The sequence below is a fragment of the Pseudactinotalea sp. genome (assembly GCF_048594945.1).
Lineage (GTDB): Bacteria > Actinomycetota > Actinomycetes > Actinomycetales > Beutenbergiaceae > Pseudactinotalea.
The window spans coordinates 1-14,273 of sequence record NZ_JBMDXJ010000196.1; the positions used below are offsets into that span (position 1 = coordinate 1).

A 14,273-nucleotide genomic window follows, 5' to 3' on the forward strand; every position below is an offset into this window, starting at 1 on the left:
CGCCCTGCGACGGTCCTTCAACTACGCTGACGCCGCATCCTGCATGTCGGCGCGCCGCTTCATCTCAGCGGCGTTGCTGTGCAGGTTCTCCGACGCCTGCTGCATCTGAGGCTTCATCGACCCGTCCCAGTCGGACTTGAATCGCTGGGCGCCTGGGCCGAGCCAGAGGACGGACTCCATCAGCGCGCCGATGTCGTTGACCAGCGCTCCGAGGTTCTCGGCGTTGGCATCCATCTGCTGCGCCTGACTGCGGGTCTCTGTGGTGTCGATCCCGTAGAACGTGCTGCGGTCGTAGGTCGTCATCGCTCTCTCCTCGTGTCGGTGCGATGACGGTGACGCTAGGCAGGCAGCAGTGGCCCGCACCAGCGTGGAGGGGGTGGAAAGTTCCGCCGCGCGCTCGGCGGAGGGGTGGTGCTCAGGCCGTGGGGTTGAGTCCCGCGCCGCGTTGCTGGGCGTCGAGAACCGCCTCGAGATCGTCCGTCGTCACCAGCGCTGTCTCGGCCGCGCGACGCCCGACGGCGAACCGCACGTTCTGCACGCGCCCTTGCGTCACGGTGAAGGGATCGTCGGCAGGGCCGAACGCGAGCCTCGCGATCGAGCGGATGGCATCGTCGACGCGCTGGGCGCGCTCAAGATTCCATGCATGCCCGCGCCAGAAGAGCACCCGCTCGAAGATCTCCCGGTTCGACGGCGGCCGGGGGTAGTCGTCGGAGCCCGTGAGCCAGGGCTCGGCGAGCGCGAGCGCCACGTACCACTCACGTGACCACCGCTCGAGGTGAGGTGCCTCGGCGGTGGCTGCGCCGTCGGGATCTCCTTCAGGCACGAACGGAACCACATCGTCGGAGCCCTCACGGACCTCGGCCACGTCGAGCACGAGCACCAGATCGGTGAACCCCTTGCCCTCCTCGCGTCCCCGGAGCAGGAGCAGGTGGTTCTCGCCCTCGTCGAGGAGGGCAGCCATACCGGTGCCGAGCGCCACGCGGCGGGCACCGCCGGGTGCGTCGAAGAGGCTGGAGAGCTGCGCGCCGGTGGAGCCGTGCCACCGCAGCCGGGCGACCTCCTCGCCCACAGCGAGCTCGCCCACCACGCGCGAGACGTGCGCGGCGGCGCGGGGGAGGGCGAGCGCGGTGGTGCGGAGCTGGGCGTCGACGTCCGACTCCGGCAGCGCCACATCGGGCGCCCGCCCGAACATCAGCGCCTCACCGCTACCGAGCACGACTGTGGGAACACCACGCCCTCGCAGCGTCACCCTGAGCACCCGGTCCCCCTTCGGTCGATGCCCCGCAGGCTATCGGAGGGACCGGGCGGCTCACAGGTGCAGACCTCCCCACCGCTCAGGCGGCGTGACGCTTGCGGGTGACCGTGTTGGCACCGGGCTGCACGGGATCCCACATCAGCCGCATCCCCGCCTGCTCGGGCGTGCGGCCGCCCTTGCGCTCGTTGCAGGTGCGGCACGCGGCCACCGAGTTCTGCCAGGTCGAGGGTCCGTCCTGGCAGCGGGGCACCACGTGGTCGACCGTGGTGGCCGAGCGCCCGCAGTATGCGCACGTGTGCCGGTCACGCTGCAGCACCGCCTTGAAGGAGTAGGTGGCCGGCACCGTGCGCTCGTAGCGCCACCGCGCGTACACGTACCGCACCAGCTCGACCGACACCGGCTTCTCGTACGGGCCGAACGCCTCACCCTCGGCTGCATCGAGCACGCGGGCGACCCCGCGGTGCAGCATCGTCACGACGTGGCGCAGCGGCTTGACGTCGTGGACCTCGACGCCACCGGCGTTGTAGATCAGGACCATCGCAGCCATGCTGCACCTCCCTCACGTATGACAGCACCTCGACGCCCGCACGGCCAGGTGCCGCGCCCAAGCGCCCTCGTGATCGTCGACCACAAGCCGGTCCGCCGCCACCGGTTTTCGGTGAACAGTCAGTCGCGGCCCTTGCCGGTGAGGACGTCCCAGGCGGCGAGGGCGAGGTTGCCGGGAACGATGAACATGCCGCCCGCCCCGAGCGTGTCGAACGCCATGTCGTTGCGGCGCTCCAACGCGTCACCGTAGGTGGTGCCCTGGATGCCGTCGTAGATCGCGGTGCCGCCGGCGTAGGCGGTGCTCCAGGTCGCGCCGAGGACCGGGCCACCGAGGGCGGTGACCGCGAGACCGCCCGCACCACCGGCGGTCTGGGACCAGTTGTCGTCGCGCACACCGGCAGCGACGTCGTAGACGTTGAGCGCGGTGCCGAGGTGGCCGGCCACGCGCAGTGCCCCGCCGACCACGGGCCTGTGCGCCGCGATCAGCGCACTCACGAACTCGTACTGGCCTCGGGTCATCGCCACCGCGCCGCGCCCGCCCGCGGCCATCACCGCCGCGACCTGCGCGAGCTCGGGTCCGTTCGCCAGCACGTCGAGCAGGGTGCGTGCTCGGCTCGCCAGGCTCGCGGAGTCGGTGCCGGTCGGTGCTGGGCTCGGCGTCGCCGCGTGGGTGCCCGACGGCGCAGCCGCGCCGGTGGTCTGCTCGCTCGCCTCGCGCTGTTGAGCCTCGTGCGCGAGCAGGGCGCCCGCGGCCTCGGCGAGCGCCCGAGTGGTGCTCTGGATCCGCGGGAGCTCGACGGTCTCCCAGTGCCGCCGAGCCCGATCGGCGTCGGGTCCGGACCACGTCAGCGCGATCAGGTCCTGCTGCGTGCGGATGCCGACCCCGAGCGTGTACTCGGCGTGGTTGAGCATGTCCTCGGCGAGTCGCCGGAGGGCATCAGGGTCGGCGCCGTGTGTCACGGTGGTCATGGTCTCCTCCTGGTTCGGCCTCACGTCATCGTCGACGAGCGGCCCCGGAAGAGACAGTGCTGCGGGGGTGGAACCTTCCGGCCTCTGAGAGCTCAGAACCCGCCCGACAGCGCAAACGCGAGCAGCGAGACCACGATGATCCCGACGACGATGCCGCCTGCGATCGCGAACGTCTTGCCCCAGCCCCAGTTGTCGACCTTGACACCGCTCCCGGCCAAGGACTCCACCCACCAGCTCTGCGGCGGCACGCCGGTGGTGGCGGCACGGCGTGCGTAGGAGTCGGCGGACTCGTCGGGCTCGGGGGCGAGCATGCTGCCCAGGAGCGAGACCTTGATCGCCGGACCTGTCTGCGGCTTGAACACCAACATGCTCTGGTTGACCGTGTGGTTGCTGACCGACTTCAGACCCTGCGGCGGCGTGTCGAGCAGCACCACCGGCTGCGCGCCCGGCTCGACCTGGACGATCCGGATCCGGCCGTCAGGCGTCCACTCCAGGGTGGCGTGCTTGGTGTTGAAGACGGTCACGCCCATGGTCTGGGCGGTGACACGGATCGGCGTGCTCACGGTTGCTCCTGTCGGTGGTGACGGTCGGTGGTCAGCGGGCGCTGACACACCCCTCCACGTGGTCATCAACGTAGCCGAGCGCCTGCATCGCGGCGTACGCGGTGGTGGGACCCACGAACCGGAAGCCTCGCCTCTTGAGGTCCTTGGCCAACGCGACCGACTCCGGTGTGCTCGCCGGCATCTGGTCGAGCCCGGACAGTCGCGCCATCCGCGGCGGCGGCCGATGGGCCTCGAAGACCTCCTCGAGCCGCTCGCCCTGCTCGTGCAGTCCGAGCAGGGCGCGGGCATTGGCGATCGTCGCCTCGATCTTGGCCCGGTTACGGACAATGCCGGCATCAGCCATCAGGCGAGCGACGTCGTCGTCGTCGAACGCCGCGACAGCGGCGGGGTCGAACCCCGAGAACGCACTCCTGAAGCTCTCCCGTTTGCGCAGGATGGTGATCCATGCCAGCCCGGACTGGAAGGCCTCCAGGCTCATCCGCTCGAACAGCTCGTGCTCATCCGGACTGCTCGACGGCGGGACTCCCCACTCGTTGTCGTGGTACGCCTCGTAGAGGGGGTCGCCGGTCCCGAAGCAGCGGAACGTCTTCATGCGCGAGATCGTAGGCGGCACCCCGGACATCGTGCCCGGATCGCGGCACGATAGTGCTGTGAGCACACCCGAGTTCCCGCCCGAGTCCGCACTCGCCGCGCTGCGCAGCCTGCGCCAGTCCCGCCGATTCCTCCCCGACCCGATCGCACGCGAGCACCTCGAGCAGCTGCTCGAGGTGGCGCGCTGGACCGGCAGCGCCAAGAACACGCAGCCGTGGCACCTGATCGTGGTGACGGACCCGGCGACGAACCAGGCGCTCGCGGACGCCGGTGCGTTCACGGCGTTCCTCGGTGGCGTGGCCGCCTCGATCGTGGTGGCGCTCGAGGGCGAGGCGCGGTCGGTCGCGTACGACGACGGCCGGCTGCAGGAGCGGGTCATGCTCGCCGCCCGTGCCCTCGGGATCGGCAGCGGGACCGCGTGGTTCGGCACCGCGGAGAACCGCCAGCAGGTCCGTGAGTTGCTCGGGATCCCCGCCCACCTGGACCCGTGGTCGGCGATCGGGCTCGGGTACACCGATACCTCGCAGGAGCAGGCGTCGCCGCAGCTGTCCGGGCGCAAGCCGCTGGCGGAGATCGTCAGCTGGGAGCGGTACGGGGAGCACTGAGAGCTTCAGCTCGAGGCGGCGGCCGCCGGCTGGTCGTGGACCCGCCGCAGCGCGGACCCGCCGAGCACGAGCACGGTGCACATGCCGAGGATCCCACCGCCGATGAACACCGCACGCGGTGAGGCGAGCGTCCCCACGAGGCCGCCAAGGCCTAGGGCGAGCACCGATCCTGTGCGGGCGATACCGCTCAGGGCTGCGCCGACAGTGCCTCGCTGGGCGTCCGGAGTCCGCGTGACGATCAGCGCACCGTTGGCGGCGTTACCGAGCGCAGCGGCACCGGCGACCACGACCATGACGGCGAGGTAGAACCAGAACGACGGCGATGCGCCGGCGAGCGCCAGTGCACCGCAGGCGATCGCGAACCCGCCGATCGTGCCGCACACCCAGGCGTGCTCGCCGCGCAACCGGCCGGCCAGCGCGGCGCCCACCACGCCGCCAGCGCCGGCCGCGAGCTCGCCGAGCCCGTACTGGGCCGGGGTCGCACCCAGGGTGTCCCGTGCGAGGAAGACCTCTACGGCGTTGACACCCTCGACCAGCACGACCATCGGGAGCAGGGCCAGGAAAACGGGCCACACCACGGCGTCGTGCCGGAGCAGCCCCACTCCGGCGAGCAGCCGGGATGAGGTGATCTCCGCCGTCGGGTCCTCCGCCGTTTCCGCCGAGAGGTGGCGGCGGGTGCGGATGGCTTGGACCACGAGCCAGAGCACGGCGAAGGCGCCAGCGGCGCCGAACAGTGCGGGAGAGGCGCCGAAGGCGCCGAACAGCACGCCCCCGAGGGCGGCACCGATCGGGGCCGCGACCGCACCGAGACCCTGCTGCCAGGCGATGACCGAGCCGATCTGCTCGTCACCGACGACGCGGGGCAGCAACGCGGTCCAGACCGGCCCGATGACGGCCTGACCCAGCTCGAGCAACAGCACGCCGACCAGGGTGACGGCGAACGCCGGGCTCCAGGCCAGCAGGCAGAAGGCCAGCACCTGCACGCCGACGCCGGCGGAGAGCAGCACGCGTGAGTCGTGGCTGTCGGCGAGCCGACCCGCCAGGCCCATCATCGCGACCGCTGGGAGCGCGAGGCAGACGAGCAGGGCCGCGACGCCGAGGGTGCCGAAGCCGCGGTCGTGTGCCTGCAGCAGCAGAGTGACGATCGCCATCGCGTTGCCGGCGAGCGCGAGCGTGCGCGCCGGGAGGATCAGCCGGACGTCGCGGTGTGACCAGACGCTTGTGTCAATCCGAAAGGAATGCTTCATAAATCTGAAAGATATACTTCAGACCATGACGAGTCAAGAGGACGAGCTGCCAAAGCTCCTGGAGCTGGAGGGGCCACAGGCGCTGAAGTTGCTGGCGCACGAGGCCAGACAGCGGGTGATCTCCGAGACCTACGAGGGGCGAGAACTCACCGCGACCGAGGCGGCGGAGCTCTGCGGGCTGACGCCTTCGGCGATGAGCTACCACCTGCGGATGCTCGAGAAGGCCGGTGTGCTCCTGCCGAGCGAGGCCGACGACGGCCGGGAACGCCGGTACCGGCGCGCGGCGCGATCGTTCCGGGTGCGGCAGGGAGAGCGCGGCGCGGGATCACGCCTGCAGTTGCGCACCACCGTCGGGATCTGGATCGACACGCTCACCCGAGCGGTCGAGCGGTGGGTCGACGCCGGCTCCACAGGGACCGGGGCGATGTCGACCCAGGTGCTGCGCCTCACCGAGGAGCAGAGCGCAGACCTGCTCAGCCGGCTGAACCTGCTGTTCGACGAGTACGACGAGATCTCCGAAACAAACGGTCCCGACGTCGGCGAGTGGGAGACGCACTGGGCACACGTGCCGAGGGTGGGTCGCTAGGCAGGCGCGGTGTGGGCCGCTAGAAGCAGCTGGTCGCGGCTCGGCTGGACGATCAGCGCTCGTGGCTCGCGGTGGCCACCTGATTGTGCTCGCCCGGGCCTGCTGTCGGCGCGAGGAACGGTGCGAGCGCGTCGGCCACGGCGTCCAGGCCCTTCCAGACCTGTGGTCGGTCGAGCCGGAGGTGCCCGCCGCGGAGCACGAACAACTCGTTGCCCACGATCTCGATCTCCCTCGCCTTGACTGCGGGCAACTGCTCGACCACGCCGCACGCCAGCAGTCGCTGCAGAAGCGGGTCCTCGGGATCGGTGGACCAGACCTGTCGGCGGTCCGGTCCCGGCACCGGCTCGATGTTCTTCAGCCACGTGATGCGCTGGGTGAGGGTGTGCGCCACCAACGTGCGGGGGTAGCTCTCCCGAAGCTGGAACACAACGTAGCTGTGCTGGTAGGCCCTGGTCTCGCTCTGGCCGTCGTCCCAGATCTCCTCGTAGTTGCCTACGACGAAGCGGGGAGTGGAGAACCGGTCCGAGTGCACCCGGTGCGGCGGCACGGTGAAGATGTGTGCCTTCGGGCGCCGCGGTGTGGCCACAGGCTCGTACTCGAGTCCGTTGACACGCGCGAGCTCGGCCATTCGGTAGCGGCGGCGGGCGCGAATGCTCCAGAACTCGGCGCGTGTCTCGGCACGGAACCGCCGCCAACGCTCGCCGACTGCCCGCTCACTCAGCGGTGTGAGGTCCAGTCGTTCCATGAGCCGCCTCCCCGATCGCAGCATCTTCGCAGGGGGGAGCGCCAGGCGTCCAGGGCAGCAGGGGACGCCTGCTGCGACACATTCGTGGCCAGATCGCGGAACCGGGCTAGTTTCGGGCGCTCTCGCTCATCTGGCCACGATTCTGTTGCGCCCGCAGCGCGTCGCACGCCTCGATCAGCCGGCCGCGCAGCGGAGCGCCCCGCTCGGCGAACGCGGCCTGGGCAGCGGCGTAGGTCCGCTTACCCTCCGCAGTCTCGACGCGGACCGGGTCGAACCCGAGCCCCGCCAAGTCGTAGGGCGCCGCGCGCATGTCCAGCACACGGATGTCCCGGGCGAGCTCGAAGCAATCGGCGATCAGGTCTGAGGGCACGAGCGGCGCGAGCCTGAACGCGTGCTTGTACAGGTCCATGCCTGCGTGCAGGCAGCCGGGCTGCTCGAACGATGGCCTGTCGCCGGGGCCGGGCCGCAGCGTGTTTCGGTCGCGTGCGGCAGGGGTGAAGAAGCGGTAGGCGTCGAAGTGGCTGCAGGCGATCCGGTGCGACTCGACCACGCGGTCGGTGCCCTCGGGACCGAGCCGGAGCGCGTGCGGGTGGCGGGTGCCCTCGCTCCGGTACACCATCGCCCACTCGTGCATCCCTAAGATGCCCGTGTTCGGCGGGCGGCTCACGGTGGCGGCCAGAAACGCGTGTGTCCCTGCGATCTGATCCCTACGCTCGGCGAGCATGCTCGCCGAGACGCGAGCAACGCCGTCGACCATCTCGTAGCCACGGAGATCCGCGTACTCGTGTCCGTTCTCCAGCCCGACGCCGTAGCCCGGGTGCCAGCGCCGCAGCTGGCTGGGCTTGTAGGAGTAGTAGGTGAAGAGGAAGTCGTGCACCGGGTGCGGCGTGCGCTCGCGCTTGCGCGCGAGGTGGTCGGCCACGAGCGGGTCGACCCGCTCGGCGTGCGTGCGCGCCCGCTCCCGCCAGACCCGCTCCTCCAGGACCTCCACGCACAGCACCGTAGCCCCCAACTTTCAACGCTGATCCGGCTCCGAGACTCTTTCAACGCTGTTTGGTCACTCCGCGTCCGCCGAAACAGCGTTGAGAGTCCGTGGTTGCCGGATCAGCGTTGAAAGTGGGAGAGGCGAGCGCGGAGGGGGGTGAAGACGTCGAGCAAGGTCTGGGCCTGATCCTCGGTGACGTCGTCGAGCAGCAGCTCGTTGACGTGCCGGGCGTGGATCGGGCGGGCGCGGCGGAGGGCGCGGTGGCCCTCGGTCGTGAGCACCGCCTCGAAGCCGCGCTTGTCATCCGGGCACGGCTCGCGTCGGACCAGGTCGCGCTTGGCCAGCTGGTCGATCCGGTAGGTGAGCCGGCCGGGCCCGAACGCGAGCGCGCGGGCCAGTTCGCCGAGCCGCAACCGTTGGCCCGAGGCCTCGCTCAGCACGAGCAGCACGTTGAAGTCGCCGAAGTCGATGCCGGAGTCGGCCTTCATCCGCTTCTCGAGCTCGGCCGTCAGCAGCGCCGTGGTCTCGAAGTACGCCCGCCAGGCCTGCGCCTTGGTGACGTTCGAGGCCATGGTGCGCTCCGCCGTCGTGGTCATCACTTGCCCAGCAACGAGGCGAAGTCGACGAAGTCGGAGGAGTCGGCGTCGAACGGGTCGCTGCGGCGCCGGCTGGGCAGCGCCATCAGCAGATCCGCGAGCTCGTCGCCGGCCTTCTCTATGCGGGCATCGAGCCCCGGGCTGCCCCAGTCCTCGGCGGCCGCGTAGACCGCGGTCGGGACGGTGAGCGCCTTCACGTAAGACAGCAGTGGGCGGAGCGCCGTGTCCAGCACCATCGAGTGCCGCGCGGTCCCGCCGGTCGCGGCGAGCAGCACGGGCATACCCGCGAGCGAACCGTCCTCGAGCACGTCGATGAAGGACTTGAAGAGCCCGGAGTAGGACATCGTGAAGGTCGGGCTCACCACGATCAGCGCGTCCGCTTCCTGCACCTGCTTGCGGGCCTCGTCGAGCTCGGGCGAGGCCACGCGCGTCAGCATCATGTCGACCACGTCGTGCGCGAGCGTGCGCACCTCGATCGTCGTGCTCTCGACGGCGGCGCCTTTGGCCTGCAGGGCCGTCGCCGTCGCCTTCTCGAGACGATCGGCGAGCAGCCTGGTCGACGACGGCTCGCTGAGTCCCGCAGCGATGGTCACGATCTTCATCGGGTCGCCTCCGGAGCGATAGCGGCAGCAGTGTCCACATCGTCACGCTCGACCTGCGCGGTGTCCTGTGATCCGGCGGCGGCGACCAACGAGGCGTGCGTAGGCGCGTCGGGCACTCCCGGCGCGCGAAGCCGGTCGAACTCGCGCCGCAGCACCGGGACCACCTCGGTGCCCAGGATCTCGATCTGCTCCAGCACCGCCTGCTGCGGCAGGCCGGCGTGGTCGATGAGGAACAGCTGGCGCTGGTAGTCGCCCGCGTAGTCACGGAAGCTCAGCGTCCGCTCGATGACCTCCTCCGGCGTGCCCACGGTCAGCGGCGTCATCTCGCTGAAGTCCTCCAGGCTCGGGCCGTGGCCGTACACCGGCGCCACGTCGAAGTACGGGCGGAACTCCTTCATCGCCTGCGCCTTGGTCTCAGCCATGTAGATCTGGCCACCGAGGCCCACGATCGCCTGCTCCGGAGCGCCGTGCCCGTAGTGCGCGAAGCGCTGCCGGTAGAGCTTCACCATCTGTTCGGTGTGCTCCTTGTTCCAGAAGATGTTGTTGTGGAAGAACCCGTCGCCGTAGAAGGCGGCCTGCTCGGCGATCTGCGGCGAGCGGATCGAGCCGTGCCACACGAACGGGGGAACGCCGTCGAGCGGGGAAGGGGTGGAGGTGTAGCCCTGCAGCGGCGTGCGGTGCTTCCCTGACCAGTTGACCACAGGCTCGCGCCACAGCTGCCGCAGCAGCGCGTAGTTCTCCACGGCGAGCTCGATGCCGTCGCGGATGTCCTTACCGAACCAGGGGTAGACCGGACCGGTGTTGCCGCGGCCCAGCGTGAGGTCCACACGGCCCTCGGAGACGTGCTGCAGCATCGCGAAGTCCTCGGCGATCTTGACCGGGTCGTTCGTGGTGATGAGTGTGGTGGCGGTGGTCAGCAGCAGCCGCTTCGTCTTGGCGGCGATCCAGCCGAGCATCGTCGTGGGGCTCGACGGCACGAACGGCGGGTTGTGGTGCTCACCCGTGGCGAACACGTCCAGTCCCACCTCCTCGGCCTTGAGCGCGTACGAGAGCATCGCTTGGATGCGCTCGCCCTCGGTGGGGGTCTTACCGGTCGTGGGGTCAGGGGTCACGTCACCGACGGTGAAGATCCCGAACTGCATGCTGCTCATGGAACCGATCCTCTCATAAGTCGTTCAAATCTGAACTACTCAACGGCTGTGAGGTGGATCTATTCCCCGCCCGCCTGGCGGAAGGGTGGGGGCGGCGGTGTCAGCGGCGGGCCGTAGCCTGGGCTCATGCGGATCGGATCACACGTCGAAGCCGAAGACCCCATCGCCGGAGCGAAGGCGCGCGGCGCCGACGTCGTTCAGCTCTTCCTCGGGGCGCCGCAGGCATGGAAGGACCCGGAGGTGCTGTACCCGGGCGGGGCGGAGGCACTGCGCGAAGCGGCGGCCGAGGCGGACCTGCCGATCGTGGTGCACGCGCCGTACCGGATCAACGTGGCCTCCACGAACAACCGCATCCGGATCCCGAGCCGCACGCTGCTGCAGAAGCAGGTCAACGCGGCCGCCGAGATCGGGGCGATCGGGCTGGTGGTGCACGGCGGCCACGTCGAGGCCGGCACCCCGCTGGAGAAGGGCTACGACAACTGGCGCAAGTGCCTCGAGAAGCTCGAACGACCCACCGCGGTCTTCATCGAGAACACCGCCGGCGGTGATGGCGCGATGGCGCGCGGCGTCGAGCGGATCGCCGGGCTGTGGGAGGCCGTGCGCGCCGCGGGCGAGGACAACGTGGGCTTCTGCCTCGACACCTGCCACGCGTGGGCAAGTGGCGAACAGCTCGTCGGGCTGGTCGACCGTGTCAAGGCCGCCACCGGCCGCGTCGACGTGGTGCACGTCAACGACAGCCGCGATGCCTTCGACTCAGGCGCCGACCGTCATGCGAACCTCGGCCAGGGCCACATCCCCGCCGACGACCTGCTCGCGGTGATTCGCGATGCCGTCGCCCCCGCCGTCGTCGAGACCCCGGGTGCCGAGGTCGAGCAAAGTGCCGATATCGCTTGGCTGCGGGAGCGGCTGGGCTGAGGGCGCCGGCCCCCCAACAGCGAGATCGTCAGTCCGGCTCGAGATCGTCACCGCACCCTGACGATCTCACGCAGAACTGACGATCTCGTGGGCCTTGTGCCCACCCGCCCGACTACTCCGCGATCGCTTCGTTACCGGCGTCCTGCGCCTGCTGCAGCGCCTGCTCCACGGGGATGTCACCGAGGAACATGTCGCCGAAGTAGGCGCCGATCGCGTTGAGGCCCGCGTTGGAGTTCGGGCCGAGCGGCGCGGGCGTGGTCTGGCCGGCGGCCTGCTCCACGAACGCGGTGGTGTCCACGCCCTGGCCGTCCCAGTAGTCCGCGAAGGCCTGCTGGGCGTCCACGGCGGCCGGGAAGGCCGAGCCGTCCTGCGCCAGGTAGCCCTGACCCTCGGCGGACCCGATCCAGGCAAGCACCTCGGCTACCTCGTCCGGGTGCTCGGTGGCGGCGTTGCCGAGCGCGGCGACCGAGTGGACCACGCCGATCCGACCCTCGGGGCCGGCGACCATCGGTGCGATGCCCCACTCGAAGTCCTCGCCGATGTCGGCCATCGCCGGCAGCGAGTACTGCCCGGACTGGAACAGCGCGAGCTTGCCCTGCACGAAGTACTCGCGGGAGAGGTCACCGTTGGCGTTGGTGTCGGCCGCAGGGGGCGCGACGTGGTGGGTGTTGATCAGGTCGACCAGATACTGGAAGGCCGCGACGCCCTCGGGAGAGTTGAAGGCGTACTCGTCGCCGTCCTGGAACTGCGCACCGTTCTGGGCGAGGAAGTCGATATAGATGGCCTGCAGGTCGTTCTGGGCGTTGAAGCCGTACACGTCCACGCTGTCGGGATTGAAGCCGTCCTCGGCCGCAGTCACGCCCGCGGAGTCCGTCGTCAGCTGCTGCAGCGCCGGCAGCAGCGTGTCCTCGTCGGCGTTCGGGCTCCAGGCGAGCTCGTTCGGGTCGACACCGGCCGCATCCAGCAGCGTCTTGTTGTAGAACAGCGCGATCGAGTCGGTCAGCTGCGGCACGCCCCACAGGGAGCCGTCGCGCGTGTAGAGGTCGGCAGAGCCGGCGCTCCACTCGTCGTGGTCGTCACCGAGTACCTCGGAGATGTTGAGCAGGTTGCCGTTGTCGGCGTAGATGCCGTAGTTCGAGGTGTTGGTCCAGAAGATGTCCGCCATCTCGCCGGCCTGGATGTCCAGCGGCAGCTGGTCCCAGTAGTTCGCCCACGGCACCTCTTCGATCTCGACCTCGATCTCGGGGTGCTGTTCGGTGAACGCCGCGAACGACGCCTCGTACGAGGCTGCCGCGTTCTCGTCCCAGAGTCGGAACGTCACGGTGGTGACGTCACCGCCGTCGTCCCCGGTGTTGCCTCCGCCACCGCTCGAGCCGGGGGAGCAGGCAGCGGCCGCGAGCACGGCGCCGGCCGCGACGATCGGTACCAGGCGGCGGGCAGGTGAGCTGAACATCGGTGAACCCCTTAGTGACGCGTGGGCCAACAGGACGGAATCAGGCTCACGTTATCCCCGCTTCGTATGTCCGACGACGGCGGCGCGAGGTTGCGTCCGAATCGTGACCCGGGCGGTGGGTCGACTCAGGCCTGTGGCGCGAGCGCCCGCAGCGCGGCGAGGTGCCCGTCAAAGGCGCGGCGTCCCGCTGCGGTGAGCTGCACGGTGGTGGTGCGGCGCGCGTCGGATCGGCCCTCCGAGGCCTGCTTGGACGTGCTCACGTAGCCGAGATCGCTGAGATTGCGGATCGTCTTGGAGAGCGTGGCCTCGCTCAGGTCGAGGGAGGCCGCGATCGTGGCGAAGTCGGCACGGTCGAGCGGGCGGAGCATCGCGCACAGACGGAGCCGGGTGGGTGCGTGGATCGCCTCGTCGAAGTTCGGTTCAGCGAACACGAGTGACCTCGTGTGCGTAGGCGCGGTCGTAGAGCACCACGATCAGCGCGGTGAGCACGAACGCGGCTGCCACCAGCGCGGGGATCCATTGCGTCGGTCCCGCCAGCGACAACGTGGTGGATGCCACCACGCCACCAGCCATCACGACAACTGCCAGGATGGCCAGCGTCCAGCCGAGGGGGCCGGCCGGGCGCGAGATCGTGAGGCCGGTCCGCTTCCGGAACTGGATCTCGACCACCAGCAGAACGATCACGCCGGCCAGCGACAGCACGGCCATCCACGGAAGTCCTGGGGCGGGCGCCGCGACGAGCAGGGCAACGCCTGCTCCCTGCCCCGGGGCCGCCCACCAGGTCTCCTTGGTGAAGCGTGCCCCGATATCACTCCGGTCGGTGGTGATCGAGTCGAGGGCGGCCTGCGCGGAGGCCGCGTCGGTCCGAGGCGTCTCGCCGTTGCTTTCCATGTCGGAAAGTTAATCACTTGCCACTACGGAAAGCAAGTGCGACGCCGGCATCGGGGAGACTGGGGCGATGACGTTCACGACGCGACCGGAGCTGCTGGGGACGTTCGGGATGGTGGCGTCGACGCACTGGCTTGCTTCGGCGGCTGGCATGGCGGTGCTGGAGGCGGGTGGGAACGCGTATGACGCCGCCGTGGCCACCGGGCTCACGCTGCATGTGGTGGAGCCGCACCTGAACGGGATCGCGGGTGAGGTGCCGGTGATCGCGCACGAGGCGCGCAGTGGGCGCAGCTTCGTGGTCTGCGGGCAGGGTGTGGCCCCGGCGTCTGCCACACTCGATGCGTTCGCCGGCCTCGGCCTCACCGAGATCCCGGGCGCCGGCCTGCTGCCCGCGACTGTGCCGGGTTCGTGGGGCGCGTGGATGCACCTGCTCGCGCACTACGGCACGTTGCCGCTGCGCGCGGTGGCGCAGTATGCGATCGGGTACGCGCGCGAGGGGTACCCGCTGCTGCCCGCGGCGGCCCGCACCATCGGCACCGTCGCGGACACCTTCCGCGACCACTGGCGCGGCTCGGC

19 protein-coding genes are annotated in these 14,273 nt (G+C 70.0%); 4 read left to right on the plus strand and 15 right to left on the minus strand.

Annotation, left to right across the window (positions count from 1 at the left end; all coding sequences use genetic code 11):
• Positions 1-21: 21 nt before the first annotated feature.
• The 6 genes from ACOJSN_RS08590 to ACOJSN_RS08615 all read right to left on the minus strand — a co-directional run bounded on the left by ACOJSN_RS08590 (position 22) and on the right by ACOJSN_RS08615 (position 3,925).
• Positions 22-303 (minus strand): hypothetical protein, encoded by a 282-nt coding sequence (locus ACOJSN_RS08590; RefSeq protein ID WP_420112080.1) that lies wholly within the window; start codon positions 301-303, stop codon positions 22-24.
• A 112-nt stretch (positions 304-415) separates the two neighbouring features.
• Entirely contained in the window at positions 416-1,249 is an 834-nt protein-coding gene (locus ACOJSN_RS08595; protein WP_420112081.1) for a hypothetical protein, read from the minus strand.
• 85 nt (positions 1,250-1,334) lie between these two features.
• Positions 1,335-1,802 (minus strand): HNH endonuclease, encoded by a 468-nt coding sequence (locus tag ACOJSN_RS08600; RefSeq protein ID WP_420112082.1) that lies wholly within the window; start codon positions 1,800-1,802, stop codon positions 1,335-1,337.
• 119 nt (positions 1,803-1,921) lie between these two features.
• On the minus strand, positions 1,922-2,770 hold the full coding sequence (locus tag ACOJSN_RS08605; protein ID WP_420112083.1) for a hypothetical protein: 849 nt from the start codon (positions 2,768-2,770) through the stop codon (positions 1,922-1,924).
• Positions 2,771-2,862: 92 nt separating this feature from the next.
• On the minus strand, positions 2,863-3,333 hold the full coding sequence (locus tag ACOJSN_RS08610) for a hypothetical protein (protein WP_420112084.1): 471 nt from the start codon (positions 3,331-3,333) through the stop codon (positions 2,863-2,865).
• Between the two features lie 31 nt (positions 3,334-3,364).
• Positions 3,365-3,925 (minus strand): DNA-3-methyladenine glycosylase I, encoded by a 561-nt coding sequence (locus tag ACOJSN_RS08615; protein WP_420112085.1) that lies wholly within the window; start codon positions 3,923-3,925, stop codon positions 3,365-3,367.
• A 58-nt stretch (positions 3,926-3,983) separates the two neighbouring features.
• On the opposite strand from ACOJSN_RS08615, the gene ACOJSN_RS08620 reads away from it, so the two are divergent.
• Positions 3,984-4,529 carry a nitroreductase family protein gene (locus ACOJSN_RS08620; protein WP_420112086.1) on the plus strand — a complete coding sequence of 182 codons (546 nt, stop codon included), beginning with the start codon at positions 3,984-3,986 and terminating at the stop codon, positions 4,527-4,529.
• Between the two features lie 5 nt (positions 4,530-4,534).
• Here the strand turns inward: ACOJSN_RS08620 and ACOJSN_RS08625 are convergent, their stop codons facing one another.
• Positions 4,535-5,776, minus strand: coding sequence for an MFS transporter (locus tag ACOJSN_RS08625; RefSeq protein WP_420112087.1), 1,242 nt, complete (start codon positions 5,774-5,776; stop codon positions 4,535-4,537).
• Positions 5,777-5,801: 25 nt separating this feature from the next.
• Here ACOJSN_RS08625 and ACOJSN_RS08630 point away from each other — a divergent pair, with 25 nt between their 5' ends.
• On the plus strand, positions 5,802-6,362 hold the full coding sequence (locus ACOJSN_RS08630; protein ID WP_420112088.1) for a winged helix-turn-helix domain-containing protein: 561 nt from the start codon (positions 5,802-5,804) through the stop codon (positions 6,360-6,362).
• A gap of 52 nt (positions 6,363-6,414) precedes the next feature.
• Here ACOJSN_RS08630 and ACOJSN_RS08635 read toward each other — a convergent pair whose 3' ends face one another.
• The 5 genes from ACOJSN_RS08635 to ACOJSN_RS08655 all read right to left on the minus strand — a co-directional run bounded on the left by ACOJSN_RS08635 (position 6,415) and on the right by ACOJSN_RS08655 (position 10,432).
• Positions 6,415-7,107: a hypothetical protein gene (locus tag ACOJSN_RS08635; protein WP_420112089.1), complete on the minus strand. Its 693-nt coding sequence runs from the start codon at positions 7,105-7,107 to the stop codon at positions 6,415-6,417.
• Positions 7,108-7,213: 106 nt separating this feature from the next.
• Complete coding sequence (locus tag ACOJSN_RS08640; RefSeq protein WP_420112090.1) at positions 7,214-8,098, minus strand: 3-methyladenine DNA glycosylase; 885 nt, start codon at positions 8,096-8,098, stop codon at positions 7,214-7,216.
• A 113-nt stretch (positions 8,099-8,211) separates the two neighbouring features.
• A complete protein-coding gene (locus ACOJSN_RS08645; RefSeq protein ID WP_420112091.1) occupies positions 8,212-8,688 on the minus strand; it encodes a MarR family winged helix-turn-helix transcriptional regulator in 477 nt (158 codons plus the stop codon).
• Positions 8,688-9,290 carry an FMN reductase gene (locus tag ACOJSN_RS08650; protein WP_420112092.1) on the minus strand — a complete coding sequence of 201 codons (603 nt, stop codon included), beginning with the start codon at positions 9,288-9,290 and terminating at the stop codon, positions 8,688-8,690. Before ACOJSN_RS08650 ends, ACOJSN_RS08645 begins: the two co-directional genes overlap by 1 nt.
• Positions 9,287-10,432 carry an LLM class flavin-dependent oxidoreductase gene (locus ACOJSN_RS08655; RefSeq protein WP_420112098.1) on the minus strand — a complete coding sequence of 382 codons (1,146 nt, stop codon included), beginning with the start codon at positions 10,430-10,432 and terminating at the stop codon, positions 9,287-9,289. Before ACOJSN_RS08655 ends, ACOJSN_RS08650 begins: the two co-directional genes overlap by 4 nt.
• A 135-nt stretch (positions 10,433-10,567) precedes the next feature.
• Here ACOJSN_RS08655 and ACOJSN_RS08660 point away from each other — a divergent pair, with 135 nt between their 5' ends.
• Positions 10,568-11,356 carry a deoxyribonuclease IV gene (locus tag ACOJSN_RS08660; RefSeq protein ID WP_420112093.1) on the plus strand — a complete coding sequence of 263 codons (789 nt, stop codon included), beginning with the start codon at positions 10,568-10,570 and terminating at the stop codon, positions 11,354-11,356.
• Positions 11,357-11,468: 112 nt separating this feature from the next.
• Here the strand turns inward: ACOJSN_RS08660 and ACOJSN_RS08665 are convergent, their stop codons facing one another.
• The 3 genes from ACOJSN_RS08665 to ACOJSN_RS08675 all read right to left on the minus strand — a co-directional run bounded on the left by ACOJSN_RS08665 (position 11,469) and on the right by ACOJSN_RS08675 (position 13,700).
• Complete coding sequence (locus ACOJSN_RS08665) at positions 11,469-12,809, minus strand: ABC transporter substrate-binding protein (RefSeq protein ID WP_420112094.1); 1,341 nt, start codon at positions 12,807-12,809, stop codon at positions 11,469-11,471.
• Between the two features lie 125 nt (positions 12,810-12,934).
• The gene (locus ACOJSN_RS08670; protein WP_420112095.1) at positions 12,935-13,240 is read right to left on the minus strand and encodes a transcriptional regulator; all 306 of its coding nucleotides are present in this window, start codon (positions 13,238-13,240) and stop codon (positions 12,935-12,937) included.
• Positions 13,230-13,700, minus strand: a complete 471-nt coding sequence (locus tag ACOJSN_RS08675) for a hypothetical protein (protein WP_420112096.1) — start codon at positions 13,698-13,700, stop codon at positions 13,230-13,232. The genes ACOJSN_RS08670 and ACOJSN_RS08675 overlap by 11 nt, the downstream gene beginning before the upstream one ends.
• Before the next feature lie 67 nt (positions 13,701-13,767).
• Between ACOJSN_RS08675 and ACOJSN_RS08680 the strand changes: the two genes are divergently transcribed.
• The coding region (locus ACOJSN_RS08680) for a gamma-glutamyltransferase (protein ID WP_420112097.1) at positions 13,768-14,273 on the plus strand (506 nt) is incomplete at its 3' end.

What these genes read in the sequence shown, in the direction of transcription:
- ACOJSN_RS08650 (WP_420112092.1), bottom strand. Translation starts at nt 9,290, where the DNA reads ATGAAGATCGTGACCATCGCTGCGGGACTCAGCGAGCCGTCGTCGACC.
- ACOJSN_RS08635 (WP_420112089.1), bottom strand. Translation starts at nt 7,107, where the DNA reads ATGGAACGACTGGACCTCACACCGCTGAGTGAGCGGGCAGTCGGCGAG.
- ACOJSN_RS08675 (WP_420112096.1), bottom strand. Translation starts at nt 13,700, where the DNA reads ATGGAAAGCAACGGCGAGACGCCTCGGACCGACGCGGCCTCCGCGCAG.
- ACOJSN_RS08615 (WP_420112085.1), bottom strand. Translation starts at nt 3,925, where the DNA reads ATGAAGACGTTCCGCTGCTTCGGGACCGGCGACCCCCTCTACGAGGCG.
- ACOJSN_RS08600 (WP_420112082.1), bottom strand. Translation starts at nt 1,802, where the DNA reads ATGGCTGCGATGGTCCTGATCTACAACGCCGGTGGCGTCGAGGTCCAC.
- ACOJSN_RS08605 (WP_420112083.1), bottom strand. Translation starts at nt 2,770, where the DNA reads ATGACCACCGTGACACACGGCGCCGACCCTGATGCCCTCCGGCGACTC.
- ACOJSN_RS08645 (WP_420112091.1), bottom strand. Translation starts at nt 8,688, where the DNA reads ATGACCACGACGGCGGAGCGCACCATGGCCTCGAACGTCACCAAGGCG.
- ACOJSN_RS08590 (WP_420112080.1), bottom strand. Translation starts at nt 303, where the DNA reads ATGACGACCTACGACCGCAGCACGTTCTACGGGATCGACACCACAGAG.
- ACOJSN_RS08655 (WP_420112098.1), bottom strand. Translation starts at nt 10,432, where the DNA reads ATGCAGTTCGGGATCTTCACCGTCGGTGACGTGACCCCTGACCCCACG.
- ACOJSN_RS08630 (WP_420112088.1), top strand. Translation starts at nt 5,802, where the DNA reads ATGACGAGTCAAGAGGACGAGCTGCCAAAGCTCCTGGAGCTGGAGGGG.
- ACOJSN_RS08660 (WP_420112093.1), top strand. Translation starts at nt 10,568, where the DNA reads ATGCGGATCGGATCACACGTCGAAGCCGAAGACCCCATCGCCGGAGCG.
- ACOJSN_RS08625 (WP_420112087.1), bottom strand. Translation starts at nt 5,776, where the DNA reads ATGAAGCATTCCTTTCGGATTGACACAAGCGTCTGGTCACACCGCGAC.
- ACOJSN_RS08665 (WP_420112094.1), bottom strand. Translation starts at nt 12,809, where the DNA reads ATGTTCAGCTCACCTGCCCGCCGCCTGGTACCGATCGTCGCGGCCGGC.